A 14,085-nucleotide genomic window follows, 5' to 3' on the forward strand; every position below is an offset into this window, starting at 1 on the left:
GCATGCACGACAATGAGCGCTACCCGAACCTGGAAGGACCTTTTCGTTGAGCGCTGGACTTGCAGCCCTGCTGGACGACGTGGCGGTGCTGGCGCGCGCGGCAGCCGCGTCGGTCGATGATGTCGGGGCGGCCGCCGCGAAAGCCGGCGCCAAGGCGGCGGGCGTCGTCATCGACGACGCCGCCGTCACCCCTCAATATGTACGTGGCCTGGCCGCTGAGCGGGAGATCCCGATCGTCAAGCGGATCGCGCTCGGGTCGCTGCGCAACAAGTTCCTGATCATCCTGCCGGTGATCCTGCTGCTCAGCGAGTTCCTGCCGGTGCTGCTGACGCCGCTGCTGATGGTCGGTGGCGCCTACCTGTGTTACGAGGGCGCGGAGAAGGTGTGGGCCAAGCTCGCCCACCACGACGCGCACGGTGACGAGGACAAGCCGCAGGACGAGAAGACGCTCGTCTCCGGGGCGATCCGCACCGACCTGATCCTCTCCGCCGAGATCATGGTGATCTCGCTGAACGAGGTCGCCGACGAGTCGTTCTGGTCGCGGCTGGCGATCCTCGCCGTCGTCGCCGTGATCATGACGGTGCTGGTGTACGGGGTCGTCGGCCTGATCGTGAAGATGGACGACCTGGGCCTGAAGCTGGCCGAGGGCTCCAGCCCGGGTGTGGTCAAGTTCGGCCGGGGCCTGGTCAAGGCGATGCCGAAGGTGCTGACGTTCCTGACCGTGCTGGGCACCATCGCGATGCTCTGGGTCGGCGGGCACATCCTGCTGGTCGGCGTCGACGAGCTGGGCTTCCACCCGCTGTACGAGTTCGTCCACCACTTGGAGGAGGGCGCGCACGACGCGACCGGCCCGGTCGGCGGGATCGTCGGCTGGCTGGTGAACACCCTGGCCAGCGCGATCCTCGGCCTCATCGTCGGGGCGGCGATCGTGGCGCTGCTGAGCGTGACCCTGCACCGCAAGAAGGCGCACGACGGTGACAAGCACAGCGGGGACAAGCACGGCGAGGCGGAGAGGCCCGGCGCGGAGGTGAAGCTGGGCAGCCACAGCGAGACGGCCCCGGCGCCCGCCGCTGAGCCGGCGCAGACGCCGGCACCGGCTCCCGAGCGTCCCGCCGGCGAGCCGGGAGCGTCCGACCGGGCGTAACCAGAGGAACAGGCACGAAGCGGCCCGGGTAGCTCGACGGCTACCCGGGCCGCGCTGTCGTCGCCAGGCAGAGTCAGTGTCGCGGGATGCCCTGGGTCACCAGCAGGTCCTCGTGCAGCTGGAACCAGATCACGTGGTACGACGAGGTGTCGTCCGCGACGAACCGGCCCTCGCCGGCCGTGGCCCGCGCCAGCGCCGTGCCGAGCCGGTGCTCGTAACGCCCGAAGCGGGGCAGCGCCGCCGTCAGTTCGCCGCACACCGCGAGGGCACGGTCGTGGAAGTCGCCGAGGCGGTCCAGCACGCGGGCGTCGTAGCCGGGGTCGGTGTGGTCGTTCGGGGTCATCACGCCGTCCACCGTGCGGGTCTGCCAGGCGGTGCAGAGGTCGAGCAGCTCGGGGTTGAGGACCAGGAACGTCTCGAAGGCGGCGGCCACCGCGGCGCGGGCGCCGGCCTTGTCCCGTTCGGCGGCGGCGCGCTCGGCGTCGGCGGCGCGGCCGGCGTCGGTCAGGCCCCACCCGCCGAAGTCGCCGGGAACGTGGGACACGAGCTTGTCGACGCCGAGGTCGATCAGCTCGGACTGGGCGTCGGAGGCGGAGAGCCCGGTCGCCTCGGCGATGCGGTCGAGGGTGGTGAAGCCGAGGCACCGCAGCGTGTGGAGAACCAGGAAGTTGACGTCGGAATCGGAGAGGTCCGGCACGCCGACATGCTATCGCGCGGGTATCGTCGGGCGGCCGATCGGGACCATGCACAGGGGACGGGGGGCCTGGGGTGACGGATTCGCCAGCAGTGTCGCAGCGCTGGATCCAGCCGGTGGCGGCGGAGGTGGACGCCGACCCGGCCGTGCTCGGCGGCAAGGGGAGCGGGCTGGTGCTGATGCGCCGGCTCGGCCTGCCGGTGCCGCCGGCGTTCGTCATCGGCACCGCGGCGTGCCGCGCGTTCCTGCGCGACGGGCGTTTCCCGGACGGGCTCGACGAGGAGCTGGCCGCCGCGGTGACCCGGCTCGAGGCGGATACCGGGCGCCGGCTCGGCGGGCCCGTCCGGCCGCTGGTGGTGTCGGTGCGCTCGGGCGGCGCGGTGTCCATGCCCGGCATGATGAGCACCGTCCTCAACCTGGGCCTGACCACGGAGGCCACCGCGGCGCTGGCTTCCGAGACCGGGGATCCGCGCTTCGCCTTCGACTCGCGGCTGCGGTTCCTCACCAGCTTCGGCGCCGCCGTCGCCGGGCTGGACGCCGACCGGCTGGAGGCCGTCGCGGGCGGGCACGGCGACCGGCTCGACGCCGCGGCGCGGGCGGTCGAGGAGCTGATCCGGGAGAAATCCGCAAGCCCGGTCCCGGATCGGGCCGGCGAGCAGCTGCGGGCCGCGGTGCGGGCGGTCTTCGCCTCGTGGAACACGCCGCGGGCGAGGACGTACCGTGCGCTGCACGACATCGGGCACGACGCGGGCACGGCCGTCACGGTGCAGGCCATGGTGTTCGGCAACCGGGACGGGCACAGCGGCACCGGGGTCGCGTACAGCCGCGATCCGAACACCGGGGAGCGGTCGCCGTTCGGGGAGGTCCTCATCGGCCGGCAGGGCGAGGACGTGGTGTCCGGGCGGTCGATCACCGATCCGCTCGCCACCCTCGGCGAGCGGGAGCCCGCGGTGTGGGCGCGGCTGACGGCGGCGCTCGCCCGCCTGGAGGGCCACTACCGCGACGCCTGCTACGTCGAGTTCACCTTCGAGTCGGGGCGGCTGTGGCTGCTGCAGGTCCGGCCGGGCCGTCTCGTCGGGCGCGCCGCCGTCCGGGTCGCGGTGGACCTGGTGGGCGAGGCGGTCATCGACCGCGGCGAGGCGCTGGCGCGGGTGTCGCCGCACCACCTGCGGTACACGAGCACGCCGCGGCTGGCGATCGGGGAGGGGACCGATGTGCTGGCGCGCGGGCTGGGCGCCTGTCCCGGGGTGGCGTCGGGCCGGGTGGCGACCACGGCCGACCGGGCGGCCCGGATGGCTGCGGCAGGCCCGGTCATTCTGGTACGCCCGTACACCTCACCCGCCGACATGCACGGTCTCGCGGCCGCCGCCGGCGTGGTGACCGCGCGGGGCGGGCCGGCCAGCCACGCCGCCGTGGTCGCCCGGTCGATGGGCAAGCCCGCGGTCGTGGGCGCGACCGCGCTGACCGTGGACGAGGCCGGGGCGTCGGTGCGGGTGGGCGGGCGCACCCTCGCCGAGGGCGAGCTCGTCACGATCGACGGCACCGGCGGTGAGGTCGTCGCCGGCCGGGCGCCGGTCGCCGCCGCGACCACCGACGCGAGCCTGCACCGGCTGCTCGCCTGGGCCGACGAGGTCTCCGGCCGGACCGGCGGCACCGACCGGGAGCGTCTGGAGGCGGCCCGGGAGAGGGTGCTCGGCGGCCGCTGACATCGACGCTTGCCCTTCCGGGCGCCGTGCCTCTATGGTTCATTAGTAGAGTAATGAACCAGTGAAGGGCGGGTCCCGTGTTCGACGACCACAGCCCGATCTACCGGCAGATTGCCGAGCAGATCAAGGCGGACGTGCTCCGGGGTGTGCTCAGCGCCGAGGAGCAGGTGATGTCCACGAATCAGTACGCGACGCACTACCGGATCAACCCGGCCACCGCGGCCAAGGCGTTTCAGCAGCTCGTCGACGAGGGCGTGATCTACAAGCGGCGCGGCGTCGGGATGTTCGTCAGCGCCGAGGCGCCGCAGCGGCTGCGCGACGAGAAACGCGAGCGGTTCTTCACCGACGTGCTCGACCCGATGGTGGCGCAGGCCCGCACGCTGGGCATCCCGGCCGCCGACATCGTGACCCGCATTCAGCATCTGATGGACCAGGGGGACGCCCGATGACGCTCTCGATCCAGACCACCGGCCTGCGGGTGCGCTACGGCGACACCGACGCCCTGCACGGCCTCGACCTCGACCTGCCCGGCGGCAAGATCTACGGCCTGCTCGGGCGCAACGGCGCCGGCAAGAGCACGCTGCTCGGCGCCCTCGCCGGATTCCGCAAGCCGGCGGCCGGCACGGTGCTCATCGGCGGCCGGCCGGTCTTCGAGAACCCGGCGGTGACCTCGCAGATCTGCCTGATCCGCGAGGACGGCAGCGTCGGCGACCCGACCGACCAGCTCGGTGACATCCTCGACATGGCCCGGATCCTGCGGCCCACGTGGGACACCGCGTACGCGAACGATCTCATGGACCGGTTCGCGCTGCCCCGCAAGCAGACGCTCAACGCGCTGTCGCGGGGGCAGCGCTCGGCGTTCGGCGTGGTCGTCGGCCTGGCCTCGCGGGCGCCGCTGACCATGTTCGACGAGGCGCACCTGGGCATGGACGCGCCGACCCGGCAGATGTTCCTCGACGAGCTGCTGCGCGACTACCTGGCGCGGCCGCGCACCTTCGTCGTCTCCACCCACCTGATCGAGGAGCAGAGCCCGCTGTTCGAGGACGTCCTGGTCATCGCGGACGGCCGGCTGCTCGTGCACGAGGAGCTCGACGAGTTGCGCACCCGGGGGGTCTCGGTCACCGGCCCGGCCGAGCTGGTCGAGGAGTTCGTCGCCGGGCTGACCGTGCTGGGGCGCCAGCGCCTCGGCCCGACCCTGCAGGCGATGGTCTACGGGGTGCTCGACGACGACCACCGGCGCCGGGCCAAGGCGCACGGCCTGGAGCTGGGCCCGGTGGGCGTGCAGGACCTGTTCATCCACTTGACCGGGGGAGAGAAATGAACCGCTGGCCGATCGCCCGCTATCTGCTCGGCAGCCACACCGTCTTCCTGCTGATCGTGCTGGCCGGCATCTACGTGTTCGCACTGCTCGTGGTCGGCGCGGTCTCGTTGTTCACCGACATCCGGCTCAGCAGCGTCGACGTGGTCGGGCAGGCGCTGCCGTGGGTGGCGTTCGGCTATGGCGCCGGCACGTCGGGCCTGCTCACGACGGTGCTCGTGCACGGGCGTACCCGCCGCGAGTTCCTGCTGCAGCACCCGGTGTTCCAGGTGATCACCACGCTGCTCGCGGCCGCGCTGATCACCGGTGCGTTCGCGGTCGAGGGGCTGGCGTACCGGGCGTTCGGATGGACGCAGAAGGTGCAGGAGCAGCGCGCCTACGACACGGCCGGCGACCTCGCGACGATCTTCGGGGTGCACTGGAGCATGCTGCTGATCTGGCTGATGCTGGGCGTCTTCGTCGGCGTGGCGTTCTACCGGTGGGAGGCCGCCGGAGGGCTCTGCCTGGTCCCCGCCGGTCTGCTGGTGCTCTGGACCGGAGGCGTCAACGGGTTCTTCAGCCTGCCGTTCGCCCGGACCGGCATGCCGCTCGTGCCGGTCACCCTGGCCGCCGTGGTGATCGCCTACGGCCTGTTGTGGTACAGCGCCCGCGACGTCTCCGTGCGCACCCGGGTGGCATGAGGTCTGCTTGGCATGAGACCCGGATGGCATAAGGTCTGCCGATGCGCATTCTGATCACCGGGGGAACCGGGTCGCTCGGCCGTCGCGTGGTGGCCCGCGCGGCGGCCGCCGGCGCCGAGCCGGTCGGCACCTATCTGTCCGCGCCGCCTTCGGCGATCGGGCCGGCGACCGCGTCGGTGCGGCTCGACGTGCGCGACCAGGCCGACGTGCGGCGAGTGCTGCGCGAGGTCCGTCCGGACGCGGTGGTGCACGCGGCCGCCGGCCGCGATCGCAACGATTGGCCGGCCAACGCGGACGGTGCGGCCAACGTCGCGGTCGCGGCCGCCGATTGCGGGGTACGCCTGGTGCACGTCTCCAGCGACGCGATCTTCTCCGGCCGGGCGGTGCACTACGCCGAGGACGCCGTGCCCGATCCGGTCTACGCCTACGGGGCGGCGAAGGCCGCGGCCGAGACGGCGGTCCGGGCGGCCGTCCCGTCGGCGGCGGTGGTGCGCACCTCGCTGATCCTCGGTGACGGCAACGGCTATCACGAGAAGCTCACTCACGACCTGGTCGCCGGCCGGGTCACCGGCGCCCTGTTCACCGACGAGATCCGCACGCCGGTGCACGTCGACGACCTGGCCGACGCGCTGCTGGAGCTGGCCGCCGGCGACTACGCGGGCGTGCTGAACGTGGCCGGCGCCGACCCGGTCAGCCGGTACGAGCTGGGCGTCCTGGTCGCCCGCCGTGACGGCCTGGACGTCTCCCGGATCCCGGCCACCACCACCGCCGAGATGGGTCTGCAGCGGCCTGCCGACGTGCGGCTGGTGATCGACCGGGCGGCCGAGGTGCTGAAAATTCGGCTGCGCGGGGCGCACGAGTTTGTCGATACTGGCGCGCGTGACCGATAAGCGCTCCATCCGCGTCACCGTGCGCGGATCCTTCGACAACCTCACCGCCGATCAGAAAGCCGAGCTGCTCGCGGCCGGCCCGGACCACGCCGACATCCTCGCCGTGCAGTACACCGAACAGGGCCATCTCACCTACGACCTCGCGGCCCGGCCGTTCTTCACGTTCCGGTTCGGCGCGCAGGTCACGGACGAGAAGGACATCCCGAAGGTGACGGCGCAGGCGGAGGCGAAGGCGGCGGCCTGGATGACCGAGCGGGGCTACGGCTTCAAGCGGATCACCTCGCAGACGGTCGACATGTCCGAAGTGCCGCTCGGCCCCCGCGGTCGCCGTCAACAGTAGGTTGACGCTGGTCATGCCGTCAACCTACTGTTGACGGCATGACCTCACCCGTACGCCTCGACGATCTGATCCAGGCCATCAACAAGACCAGCCCCGACTCGCCGATCGACCGGCTCAGCGACGCCGTGCTGGTCGCCGACCACCTCGGCGAGCTCGCCGACCACCTGATCGGCCACTTCGTCGACCAGGCCCGCCGCTCCGGCGCCTCCTGGACCGAGATCGGCGCCGGCCTCGGCGTCTCCAAGCAGGCCGCGCAGAAACGCTTCGTCGGCAAACTCGACCCGTCGCAGGGCTTCCACCGCTACTCCGACGCCGCCCGCTCCGCCGTCGTCGGCTCGATGAGCCAGGCCAAGGCCCTCGGCCACCCCGAGATCGCCCCCGGCCACCTGATGCTCGCGCTGCTGGACGTACCGGACGGCCTGGCCGCCCGGGCGCTCACCGCCCAGGGCCTCGACCGCGACGCCGTGCGCTCCGGCGCCACCGCGTCGCTGCCCGCGCCGGCCGGCGACGTCCCGGCGCTGATCCCGTTCGACGCGCACGCCAAGAAGGCCCTGGAGCTGAGTTTCCGCGAGGCCCTGCGGCTGGAGCACGACCTCGTCGGCACCGGGCACATGCTGCTGGCGCTGCTGGAGGAGGAGGAACCCGAGGGCGGTGTCCTCGGCCGGCTCGGCATCCACAAAGCCGCCGTCGAGCGGACCGTGCTGGCCGGTCCGCAGGAGTCCGGGTCGGCGCAGCAGCCCGGATAGATACTCGGTGCGGACCGGTCGCCGTGCCCCCGTGGCCCTTCGCCGCGTTGACCCCTCGCCGAAGGAACTGGGGAGAACGGCTCCCCGATGCTGAGGACGGTGTGTTTCCGCGATGCTGCGTAGTCTGCTTCCCGCTCTGGCGCTGGCCGCCGGGGTGCTGTCCGGCACACCGGCGATGGCGTCCGGCGACGCGCCGATGCGGATCATGCCGCTCGGCGACTCGATCACCGCGGGCGTCGGCGTGCCCGGCAAGGACGGGTACCGGCTCGCGCTGCAGCGCGCCCTGGAACGCGCCGGCGAGCGGGTCGACTACGTCGGCTCCCAGAAGGGCGGCACCGACGGCGACATCGACCACGAGGGCCACGGCGGCTGGACCATCGACCAGCTGGCCGAGCAGACCACGGGCTGGGTCACCACGTACCGGCCGGACGTGGTTCTGCTGCACGCCGGCACCAACAACATCACCCTCGGCGAGGAGCCGAGCGCGGTCGCGGGCAAGCTGTCCGCGCTGATCGACCAGGTCCGCGCCGCCGCGCCGGCGGCCCGGGTCTACGTCGCCACGATCGTCGGCACCACGGTGGCGTCGGAGGTGGCGGCGAACCGGGCGTACAACGCGCTGATCCCCGGTGTCGTGGCGGGCAAGGGCGCGCTGGTGCGGCTCGTCGACCAGTCCGCGGTCGACGGCCTGTCCATCTACGACCGGCATCACCCCAACGCCTACGGGTACGCCCGGATGGCGTACGCCTGGTACGAGGGCCTGCGCGCCACGATCGGACCGGCCTGGCGGATCGCCGCCGACCCCGACGACACCGCGTTCGCGTACCTCTGCCACTACTACACGGTGCGCGACTGCCGCTGGTGGCAGCGCCGGCCGGTCACCACGACCGTCGACGGCGCCACCGTGACCCGCGTGCAGTGGCAGACCCGGCGCTACGTCCCGAAGATCGTGGAGGAGACCGTCCCGGGCCACTACGAGACCGTGACGAAACGGGTCTGGGTGAAGGGCCACCACGAGACCCGCACCGTGAAGAAGGGCACCAGCAAGGTCTGGGTCAAGGGCCGGTACGTGGACCGGTTGGTCCGCACCTGGGTGCCGGCCACCACCGTGAGCACCACCCGCCCGGTGCCGACCTGGGTGAGCAGCTGACGGTTCAGCGCGTGACGGTTCAGCGCGTGACGGGTCAGCCGAGGGGGAAGTCGGCGAGCGTGTGCCACGGCTCGCCGGCCTCCGGGGCGCCGGCCAGCAGCCGCAGCGCGGTGACCCGGGCCCGGATCGGCAGCAGCGGCTCGACCTCGGCGGCGGCCGCCCGCAGCGCGGCGACCGGCCGGCCGTGCCCGATCGTCAGATGCGGGACGACTTCGGCGAACTGTTCGCCGTAGGGCTGCGCCGCCGGGAACCGGGCGGCGATCCGGTTGGTCAGCTCCCGGAACGGCTCGGCCGGGTCCGGTGCCAGCCACAGCACCCGGTCGCCGAACCAGGCCACCCGGTCGAAGCTGACGAAGAAACCCGGCACCCCGGCGGCGACCAGCTGCACCGCGGCCAGCACCTGCGGGGTGAGCTGCGCCGGCGGCAGGAACGGGGAGAGCACCGTGACGTGCGCGGGGACGCCCTGGGCGGCGAAACTGTCGAGCCGGTCCCGCAGCCCGGCCACCGCGGGCTCGGCCTCCGGGACGGACACGATCAGAGCGCTCTGCGTCGGTTCCACCGACGCAGTCTCGCATCGATGACGGATGTCATGGTCTCCTCGTGACGCATAGCTCAGGTGTGTCCACTGTCGCCGGAGCAGTCTTCTTCCCATGAAAGCCGTGGAACTGGAAGGCGTGGTCAAACGGTTCGGGACGGTCACCGCGGTGGCCGGGCTCGACCTGCGGATCCGCCCGGGCGAAGTGGTCGCCCTCCTCGGGCCGAACGGCGCCGGCAAGACCACCACCATCGACATGCTGCTCGGCCTCACCCGGCCCGACGCGGGGACGGTCCGGGTGTACGGCCACGCGCCGCAGGACGCCGTGGCGCTCGGCCTGATCTCGGCCGTGATGCAGACCGGCGGGCTGCTCAAGGACTACACGGTCGGCGAGACCGTGCGCCTGACCGCCGTGCTGTTCGGCAAACCCCGCGCCGCCGTCGACAAGGTTCTGGAACGCGCCGGGATCAGCGACATCGCGGACCGGCTGGTCGGCAAGTGCTCGGGCGGCCAGCAGCAGCGGCTGCGGTTCGCCATGGCGCTGCTGCCCGACCCCGAACTGCTGATCCTCGACGAGCCGACGACCGGCATGGACGTCGGCGGCCGGCACGACTTCTGGACCGCGATCCGCCAGGACGCCTCCGGTGGCCGCACGGTCGTGTTCGCCACCCACTATCTGGAGGAGGCCGACGCGTACGCGGACCGGGTGGTCTTCGTGCGCCGCGGCCGGATCGTCGCCGACGGCACCGCGTCGGAGGTGAAGGCACTGGCGTCCGGGCGGACGGTCCGCGCGACGCTGCCCGGCGCCTCCACCGGCGACCTGACCGCGATTCCCGGCGTGGAGTCCGCCGAGGTCCGCGGTGACTCCGTCTACCTGCACGGGCGCGACACCGACACGATCGCCCGGCACCTGCTCACCGCGACGCCCGCCCGCGACCTGGAGATCACCTCCCGGAACCTGGAAGAGGCGTTCCTGACCCTCACGGCGGATGCGTCATGACTGTTCTGGACCGGACCCTGCCCCGCTTCGGCGGCTTCAGCCTCGGCATGATCGGGCTCGAGCTGCGCCGGATGCTCCGCAACAAACGCACGATCATCTTCACGCTGGTGATGCCGGCCGCGTTCTTCCTGCTCTTCGGCAGCAGCGCCGAATACAGGACCGAGCGGGTCGGCGACGGCAACGTCACCGGGTACGTCCTGGTCAGCATGGCGGTCTACGGCGCGATGCTGGCCACCACGTCCGGCGGCGCCATGGTCTCGATCGAACGCGCCGCCGGATGGAGCCGGCAGCTACGGCTCACCCCGCTCAAACCGCTGGCCTACGTCGCCGTGAAACTCCTCCTCGCGATGATCATCGGGGCGGTGTCGGTGGCCGTCGCGTTCGCCGTCGGCGCGGTCGGCGGCGCCGAGCTGCCGCTGCGGGCCTGGATCGGCTGCGGCCTGCTGGCCTGGCTGTGCTCGCTGGTCTTCGCCGCGTTCGGCCTGTTCATGGGATACCTGCTGCCCAGCGAGAACGTCATGCAGATCCTCGGTCCGGCCCTCGCGGTGCTGTCCTTCGCCGGCGGGCTTTTCGTCCCGGTCGACCAGCTAGGCTCCACGTTCGCGACGATCGCCACATTCACCCCGGTGTACGGCGTCGGCGAGATCGCCCGCTACCCCCTGGTCCAGGACGGTGACCTGTGGGTCGCGGCCCTCAACGTGATCGTCTGGACCGCGCTCTTCTCGGCCGGCGCGATGTGGCGGTTCCGCCGCGACACCGCCCGCGTCTGATGCTCTCGGTACCGTGACGGACATGGTCGACGAACGCCCCGCCCCGAAATACGGCTGGGTGTTCGCCGCCGTCTGGCTGTTCTACCTCGGCGAGAACCTCACCGCCCTGCTGAGGGCCGACCCCGGCTGGCAGCGCAGTGTCGGGCTGGCCGCGCTGGCCGGCTTCGCCGTGGTCTACGTGCTGGTCCTGGCCCAGGTCCGGCACTTCCGGGGCCTGACCGCCGGCGCGGTCACCGCCACCAGCCGGGAGCAGCTGATCATCGGGACAGCGCTGGTGCTGATGACCGGGCTCGGCGCGCTGCAGGTCCCCGGCGCCGGCCCGCACGCGCTGACCTGCCTGGTCTACGTCGCCGCCACCGCGATGATGGGCCTGCCGCGCCGGCAGGGCATCACCGTCGCGGTCACCCTGGTGATTCTCGCCGAGGTGCTGCTGCGGACCATGCCGGGCTGGAAGACCGCCGGGCACGGCTACAGCCTGGCGATCGTCCTCGCGGCCGTCGCGACCGGCGGCATCCGGCTGGCCCTGGACCGCCAGCGGCGGCTGCGCGAGGCCCAGCACGAGATCGCCGAGCTCGCGGTCGCCGACGAGCGGGCCCGGATCGCCGCCGACCTGCACGACATCCTCGGGCACTCGCTGACCGTGGTCACCCTGAAGGCCGAGCTGGCGCAGCGGCTGCTCGACGTCGACCTGGACCGGGCCCGCACCGAGCTGCGCGACCTGGAGTCCCTGGCCCGCGACGCGCTCGCCGACGTGCGGGCCACCGCCCTGGGCATGCGCGGCATCTCGCTGCCCGGCGAGATCGCCGCCGCCCGGCAGGCCCTGGCGGCGGCGAACGTCGAAGCCGACCTGCCGGGCGCCGCCGACGACGTGCCGACCCGCAACCGGGAGCTGTTCGCCTGGACCATCCGGGAGGCGGTGACGAACATCGTGCGGCACAGCGCCGCCCGGCACGCCGCCGTGCGGCTGTCGCCGGGACAGGTCGAGATCGTCGACGACGGGACCGGCGTGACCGGCCCGGACCGCGGCGGGCAGGGCCTGGCCGGGCTGCGCCGGCGGGCCGGCGAGGCGGGCGCACGGCTGACCGCCGGCAACCGCGACGACGAACCCGGGTTCCGGGTGCTGATGGAGGTGCCCGAATGATCCGACTGCTGCTCGCCGACGACCAGGCCCTGGTCCGTGGCGCGATGGCCGCGCTGCTCGACCTGGAACCCGACCTGACCGTGGTCGCCGAGGTGGGCCGGGGCGACGAGGTGGCCGCCGCAGCCGCCGACCATCGGGCCGACGTGGCGCTGCTCGACGTGCAGATGCCCGGCCTCGACGGGATCAGCGCCGCCCGGGTCCTGCACGAGCGGGTGCCGTCCTGCCGGGTGCTGATGGTGACCACGTTCGGCCGGGCCGGCTACCTCAAACAGGCGATGGCCGCGGGTGCCGACGGGTTCATCGTCAAGGACACTCCGGCCCGGCAGCTGGCCGACGCGGTGCGCCGGGTGCACCAGGGGTTGCGGGTCGTCGATCCGGCACTGGCGGCGCAGTCCCTGGCCCACGGCGACTCCCCGCTGACCGAACGCGAGAGCGACGTCCTGCGGGCCGCTCGCGACGGCGGAACGGTCGCTGACATCGCCCGTGAGCTGCGGCTTTCCGAGGGTACGGTGCGTAACCACCTCTCCAGCGCGATCGGCAAGACCGGTGCCCGGACCCGGGCCGAGGCGGTGCGTCTCGCCGTCGAAGTGGGGTGGCTGATTCCGTAAACAGCACTTGAGGAGAAATTCGCAGTGCAACCGAGCAGCAACCGAGAGTGCCTGCTCCTTGCACCCGTAGCGGCGAAAAGTTCCCCCTGTCAGCAGGACACAGGGGGGAACCGAAATGACCGCGACCGTTCAGATAACTGTCACCCGTGAACAGGAAGACCTGATCCGGGACAACATGGCACTGGTCGGCCACATGGTTCGCGAGATGCTCTTCAAGGTGCCGCCGCACGTGCACCGTGACGACCTCGCCTCGGCCGGGTACGCCGCGCTGGTCACCGCCGCGCAGTCGTTCGACGCCGAGCGCGGCATCCCGTTCGGCCGGTTCGCGGCGGTCCGCGTCCGCGGCGCCCTGCTCGACGAGCTGCGCAGCATGGACTGGGCGAGCCGCTCGGTGCGGGCCCGGGCCCGCCGCGCCGACGTGGCCCGCGAGGAGCTGACCCGCCAGCTCGGCCGCACCCCGACCGCCGAGGAGCTGGCCGAACTGCTCGGCGTCGCGGTGGGCGAGCTGAGCAGCGTCGACGACGACGTGCAGCGCGCCGCCGTGCTGTCGTTGCAGGGTTTCGCCACCGGCACCGCCGAGGACCTCGTCACCGAGACCGCGATGAACCCGGAGGAGCTGCTGCTGCACCGTGAGCGCCTCGGTTACCTGCACGACGCGGTCACGGTGCTGCCGGAGCGTCTGCGGTACGTGGTGGAGGCGTCCTTCCTGCAGGAGCGCCCCCTGTCGGAGGTGGCCGCCGAACTGGGCGTGACCGAGTCCCGGGTGTCCCAGCTGCGCACCGAAGCGCTCGCCCTGCTGCGCGACGGCCTCACCACGCACATGGAGCAGAAACGCGTCCCGGACGCCAAGGACGGCTGCGTGGCCCGCCGCCGCGCCGCCTACGCCGCGCAGATCGCCGCCCGCAGCACGATGACGACGCGCCTCGGCGCGACCGACGCCCAGGGCCTGCGTCTCTCCGACATGCCCGCCGCCGCCTGAAACACCTCATCGGGTACGGACGACCCCGTCCCGCACCGATCCGACCAGTCCCGCCGAAGGCGGACACCTGCCGGTCCATGCCCCGGCGCGACCCGCCGCCGGCTCCGGCGGCGGGTCGCCCGGCCGGAGCCCTGCCGCCCGGCGTGCGGTCAGCGCCCGCCTGCCCGGTGGTGGCCGGCTCATGGGCGTCCGCTCACCGCCCCCGTGGCGGCCGCCTGCCCGGTGGCGGCCGGCACATGCGCGTCCGCTCACCGCCCCCGTGGCGGCGTGCGGATCGTCGACGGCACCGAGCCGGCGGGTGATCACCGAAGCCGCTCCTCGACACCGGCCCGCCCAGATCTCGGCGGGTGACGGCTGCGCTCCGGGCATCACCTGCCAAGATCGCAC

General features: G+C 72.6%; 16 protein-coding genes. 14 read left to right on the top strand and 2 right to left on the bottom strand.

The features are described from left to right. Window positions 1-46: 46 nt before the first annotated feature. Window positions 47-1,144 carry a DUF808 domain-containing protein gene (locus tag AMIS_RS20245; protein WP_014444230.1) on the top strand — a complete coding sequence of 366 codons (1,098 nt, stop codon included), beginning with the start codon at window positions 47-49 and terminating at the stop codon, window positions 1,142-1,144. Between the two features lie 73 nt (window positions 1,145-1,217). Here the strand turns inward: AMIS_RS20245 and AMIS_RS20250 are convergent, their stop codons facing one another. After that, window positions 1,218-1,841 (bottom strand): hypothetical protein, encoded by a 624-nt coding sequence (locus AMIS_RS20250; protein ID WP_014444231.1) that lies wholly within the window; start codon window positions 1,839-1,841, stop codon window positions 1,218-1,220. A 71-nt stretch (window positions 1,842-1,912) separates the two neighbouring features. Here AMIS_RS20250 and AMIS_RS20255 point away from each other — a divergent pair, with 71 nt between their 5' ends. From AMIS_RS20255 to AMIS_RS40685, 8 genes are all read left to right on the top strand, one after another. Further along, entirely contained in the window at window positions 1,913-3,544 is a 1,632-nt protein-coding gene (locus AMIS_RS20255) for a pyruvate, phosphate dikinase (protein ID WP_197538047.1), read from the top strand. Window positions 3,545-3,621: 77 nt separating this feature from the next. Further along, on the top strand, window positions 3,622-3,993 hold the full coding sequence (locus tag AMIS_RS20260) for a GntR family transcriptional regulator (protein WP_014444233.1): 372 nt from the start codon (window positions 3,622-3,624) through the stop codon (window positions 3,991-3,993). Continuing rightward, window positions 3,990-4,865: an ATP-binding cassette domain-containing protein gene (locus AMIS_RS20265; RefSeq protein WP_014444234.1), complete on the top strand. Its 876-nt coding sequence runs from the start codon at window positions 3,990-3,992 to the stop codon at window positions 4,863-4,865. Before AMIS_RS20260 ends, AMIS_RS20265 begins: the two co-directional genes overlap by 4 nt. Continuing rightward, window positions 4,862-5,542, top strand: a complete 681-nt coding sequence (locus AMIS_RS20270) for a hypothetical protein (protein ID WP_014444235.1) — start codon at window positions 4,862-4,864, stop codon at window positions 5,540-5,542. The genes AMIS_RS20265 and AMIS_RS20270 overlap by 4 nt, the downstream gene beginning before the upstream one ends. Window positions 5,543-5,583: 41 nt before the next feature. Further along, window positions 5,584-6,432, top strand: a complete 849-nt coding sequence (locus AMIS_RS20275; protein WP_014444236.1) for a sugar nucleotide-binding protein — start codon at window positions 5,584-5,586, stop codon at window positions 6,430-6,432. Continuing rightward, a complete protein-coding gene (locus AMIS_RS20280; protein WP_041829932.1) occupies window positions 6,422-6,772 on the top strand; it encodes a DUF6204 family protein in 351 nt (116 codons plus the stop codon). The genes AMIS_RS20275 and AMIS_RS20280 overlap by 11 nt, the downstream gene beginning before the upstream one ends. A 38-nt stretch (window positions 6,773-6,810) precedes the next feature. Next, entirely contained in the window at window positions 6,811-7,518 is a 708-nt protein-coding gene (locus AMIS_RS20285; RefSeq protein WP_014444238.1) for a Clp protease N-terminal domain-containing protein, read from the top strand. A 112-nt stretch (window positions 7,519-7,630) separates the two neighbouring features. After that, the gene (locus AMIS_RS40685) at window positions 7,631-8,665 is read left to right on the top strand and encodes an SGNH/GDSL hydrolase family protein (RefSeq protein ID WP_014444239.1); all 1,035 of its coding nucleotides are present in this window, start codon (window positions 7,631-7,633) and stop codon (window positions 8,663-8,665) included. Window positions 8,666-8,699: 34 nt separating this feature from the next. On the opposite strand, the gene AMIS_RS20295 is transcribed toward AMIS_RS40685, so the two are convergent. Next, window positions 8,700-9,224 (bottom strand): 2'-5' RNA ligase family protein, encoded by a 525-nt coding sequence (locus AMIS_RS20295; protein WP_014444240.1) that lies wholly within the window; start codon window positions 9,222-9,224, stop codon window positions 8,700-8,702. 91 nt (window positions 9,225-9,315) lie between these two features. Here AMIS_RS20295 and AMIS_RS20300 point away from each other — a divergent pair, with 91 nt between their 5' ends. From AMIS_RS20300 to AMIS_RS20320, 5 genes are all read left to right on the top strand, one after another. Continuing rightward, window positions 9,316-10,200 (top strand): ABC transporter ATP-binding protein, encoded by an 885-nt coding sequence (locus AMIS_RS20300; protein WP_014444241.1) that lies wholly within the window; start codon window positions 9,316-9,318, stop codon window positions 10,198-10,200. Next, window positions 10,197-10,970 carry an ABC transporter permease gene (locus tag AMIS_RS20305; RefSeq protein WP_014444242.1) on the top strand — a complete coding sequence of 258 codons (774 nt, stop codon included), beginning with the start codon at window positions 10,197-10,199 and terminating at the stop codon, window positions 10,968-10,970. Before AMIS_RS20300 ends, AMIS_RS20305 begins: the two co-directional genes overlap by 4 nt. Before the next feature lie 22 nt (window positions 10,971-10,992). Next, complete coding sequence (locus tag AMIS_RS20310; protein WP_014444243.1) at window positions 10,993-12,111, top strand: sensor histidine kinase; 1,119 nt, start codon at window positions 10,993-10,995, stop codon at window positions 12,109-12,111. Continuing rightward, complete coding sequence (locus tag AMIS_RS20315) at window positions 12,108-12,719, top strand: response regulator transcription factor (protein WP_014444244.1); 612 nt, start codon at window positions 12,108-12,110, stop codon at window positions 12,717-12,719. The genes AMIS_RS20310 and AMIS_RS20315 overlap by 4 nt, the downstream gene beginning before the upstream one ends. A 115-nt stretch (window positions 12,720-12,834) precedes the next feature. Then, the gene (locus AMIS_RS20320; protein ID WP_014444245.1) at window positions 12,835-13,698 is read left to right on the top strand and encodes a sigma-70 family RNA polymerase sigma factor; all 864 of its coding nucleotides are present in this window, start codon (window positions 12,835-12,837) and stop codon (window positions 13,696-13,698) included. Window positions 13,699-14,085: the final 387 nt, after the last annotated feature.

Origin of the sequence: Actinoplanes missouriensis 431, from assembly GCF_000284295.1 — a bacterium.
In the GTDB taxonomy this organism is placed as follows: Bacteria; Actinomycetota; Actinomycetes; order Mycobacteriales; family Micromonosporaceae; genus Actinoplanes; species Actinoplanes missouriensis.

Excerpts from the sequence above, each read along its gene's own strand:
- AMIS_RS20320 (WP_014444245.1), top strand. The coding sequence starts at position 12,835 with ATGACCGCGACCGTTCAGATAACTGTCACCCGTGAACAGGAAGACCTG.
- AMIS_RS20275 (WP_014444236.1), top strand. The coding sequence starts at position 5,584 with ATGCGCATTCTGATCACCGGGGGAACCGGGTCGCTCGGCCGTCGCGTG.
- AMIS_RS20305 (WP_014444242.1), top strand. The coding sequence starts at position 10,197 with ATGACTGTTCTGGACCGGACCCTGCCCCGCTTCGGCGGCTTCAGCCTC.
- AMIS_RS20265 (WP_014444234.1), top strand. The coding sequence starts at position 3,990 with ATGACGCTCTCGATCCAGACCACCGGCCTGCGGGTGCGCTACGGCGAC.
- AMIS_RS40685 (WP_014444239.1), top strand. The coding sequence starts at position 7,631 with ATGCTGCGTAGTCTGCTTCCCGCTCTGGCGCTGGCCGCCGGGGTGCTG.
- AMIS_RS20315 (WP_014444244.1), top strand. The coding sequence starts at position 12,108 with ATGATCCGACTGCTGCTCGCCGACGACCAGGCCCTGGTCCGTGGCGCG.
- AMIS_RS20300 (WP_014444241.1), top strand. The coding sequence starts at position 9,316 with ATGAAAGCCGTGGAACTGGAAGGCGTGGTCAAACGGTTCGGGACGGTC.
- AMIS_RS20310 (WP_014444243.1), top strand. The coding sequence starts at position 10,993 with ATGGTCGACGAACGCCCCGCCCCGAAATACGGCTGGGTGTTCGCCGCC.
- AMIS_RS20285 (WP_014444238.1), top strand. The coding sequence starts at position 6,811 with ATGACCTCACCCGTACGCCTCGACGATCTGATCCAGGCCATCAACAAG.
- AMIS_RS20270 (WP_014444235.1), top strand. The coding sequence starts at position 4,862 with ATGAACCGCTGGCCGATCGCCCGCTATCTGCTCGGCAGCCACACCGTC.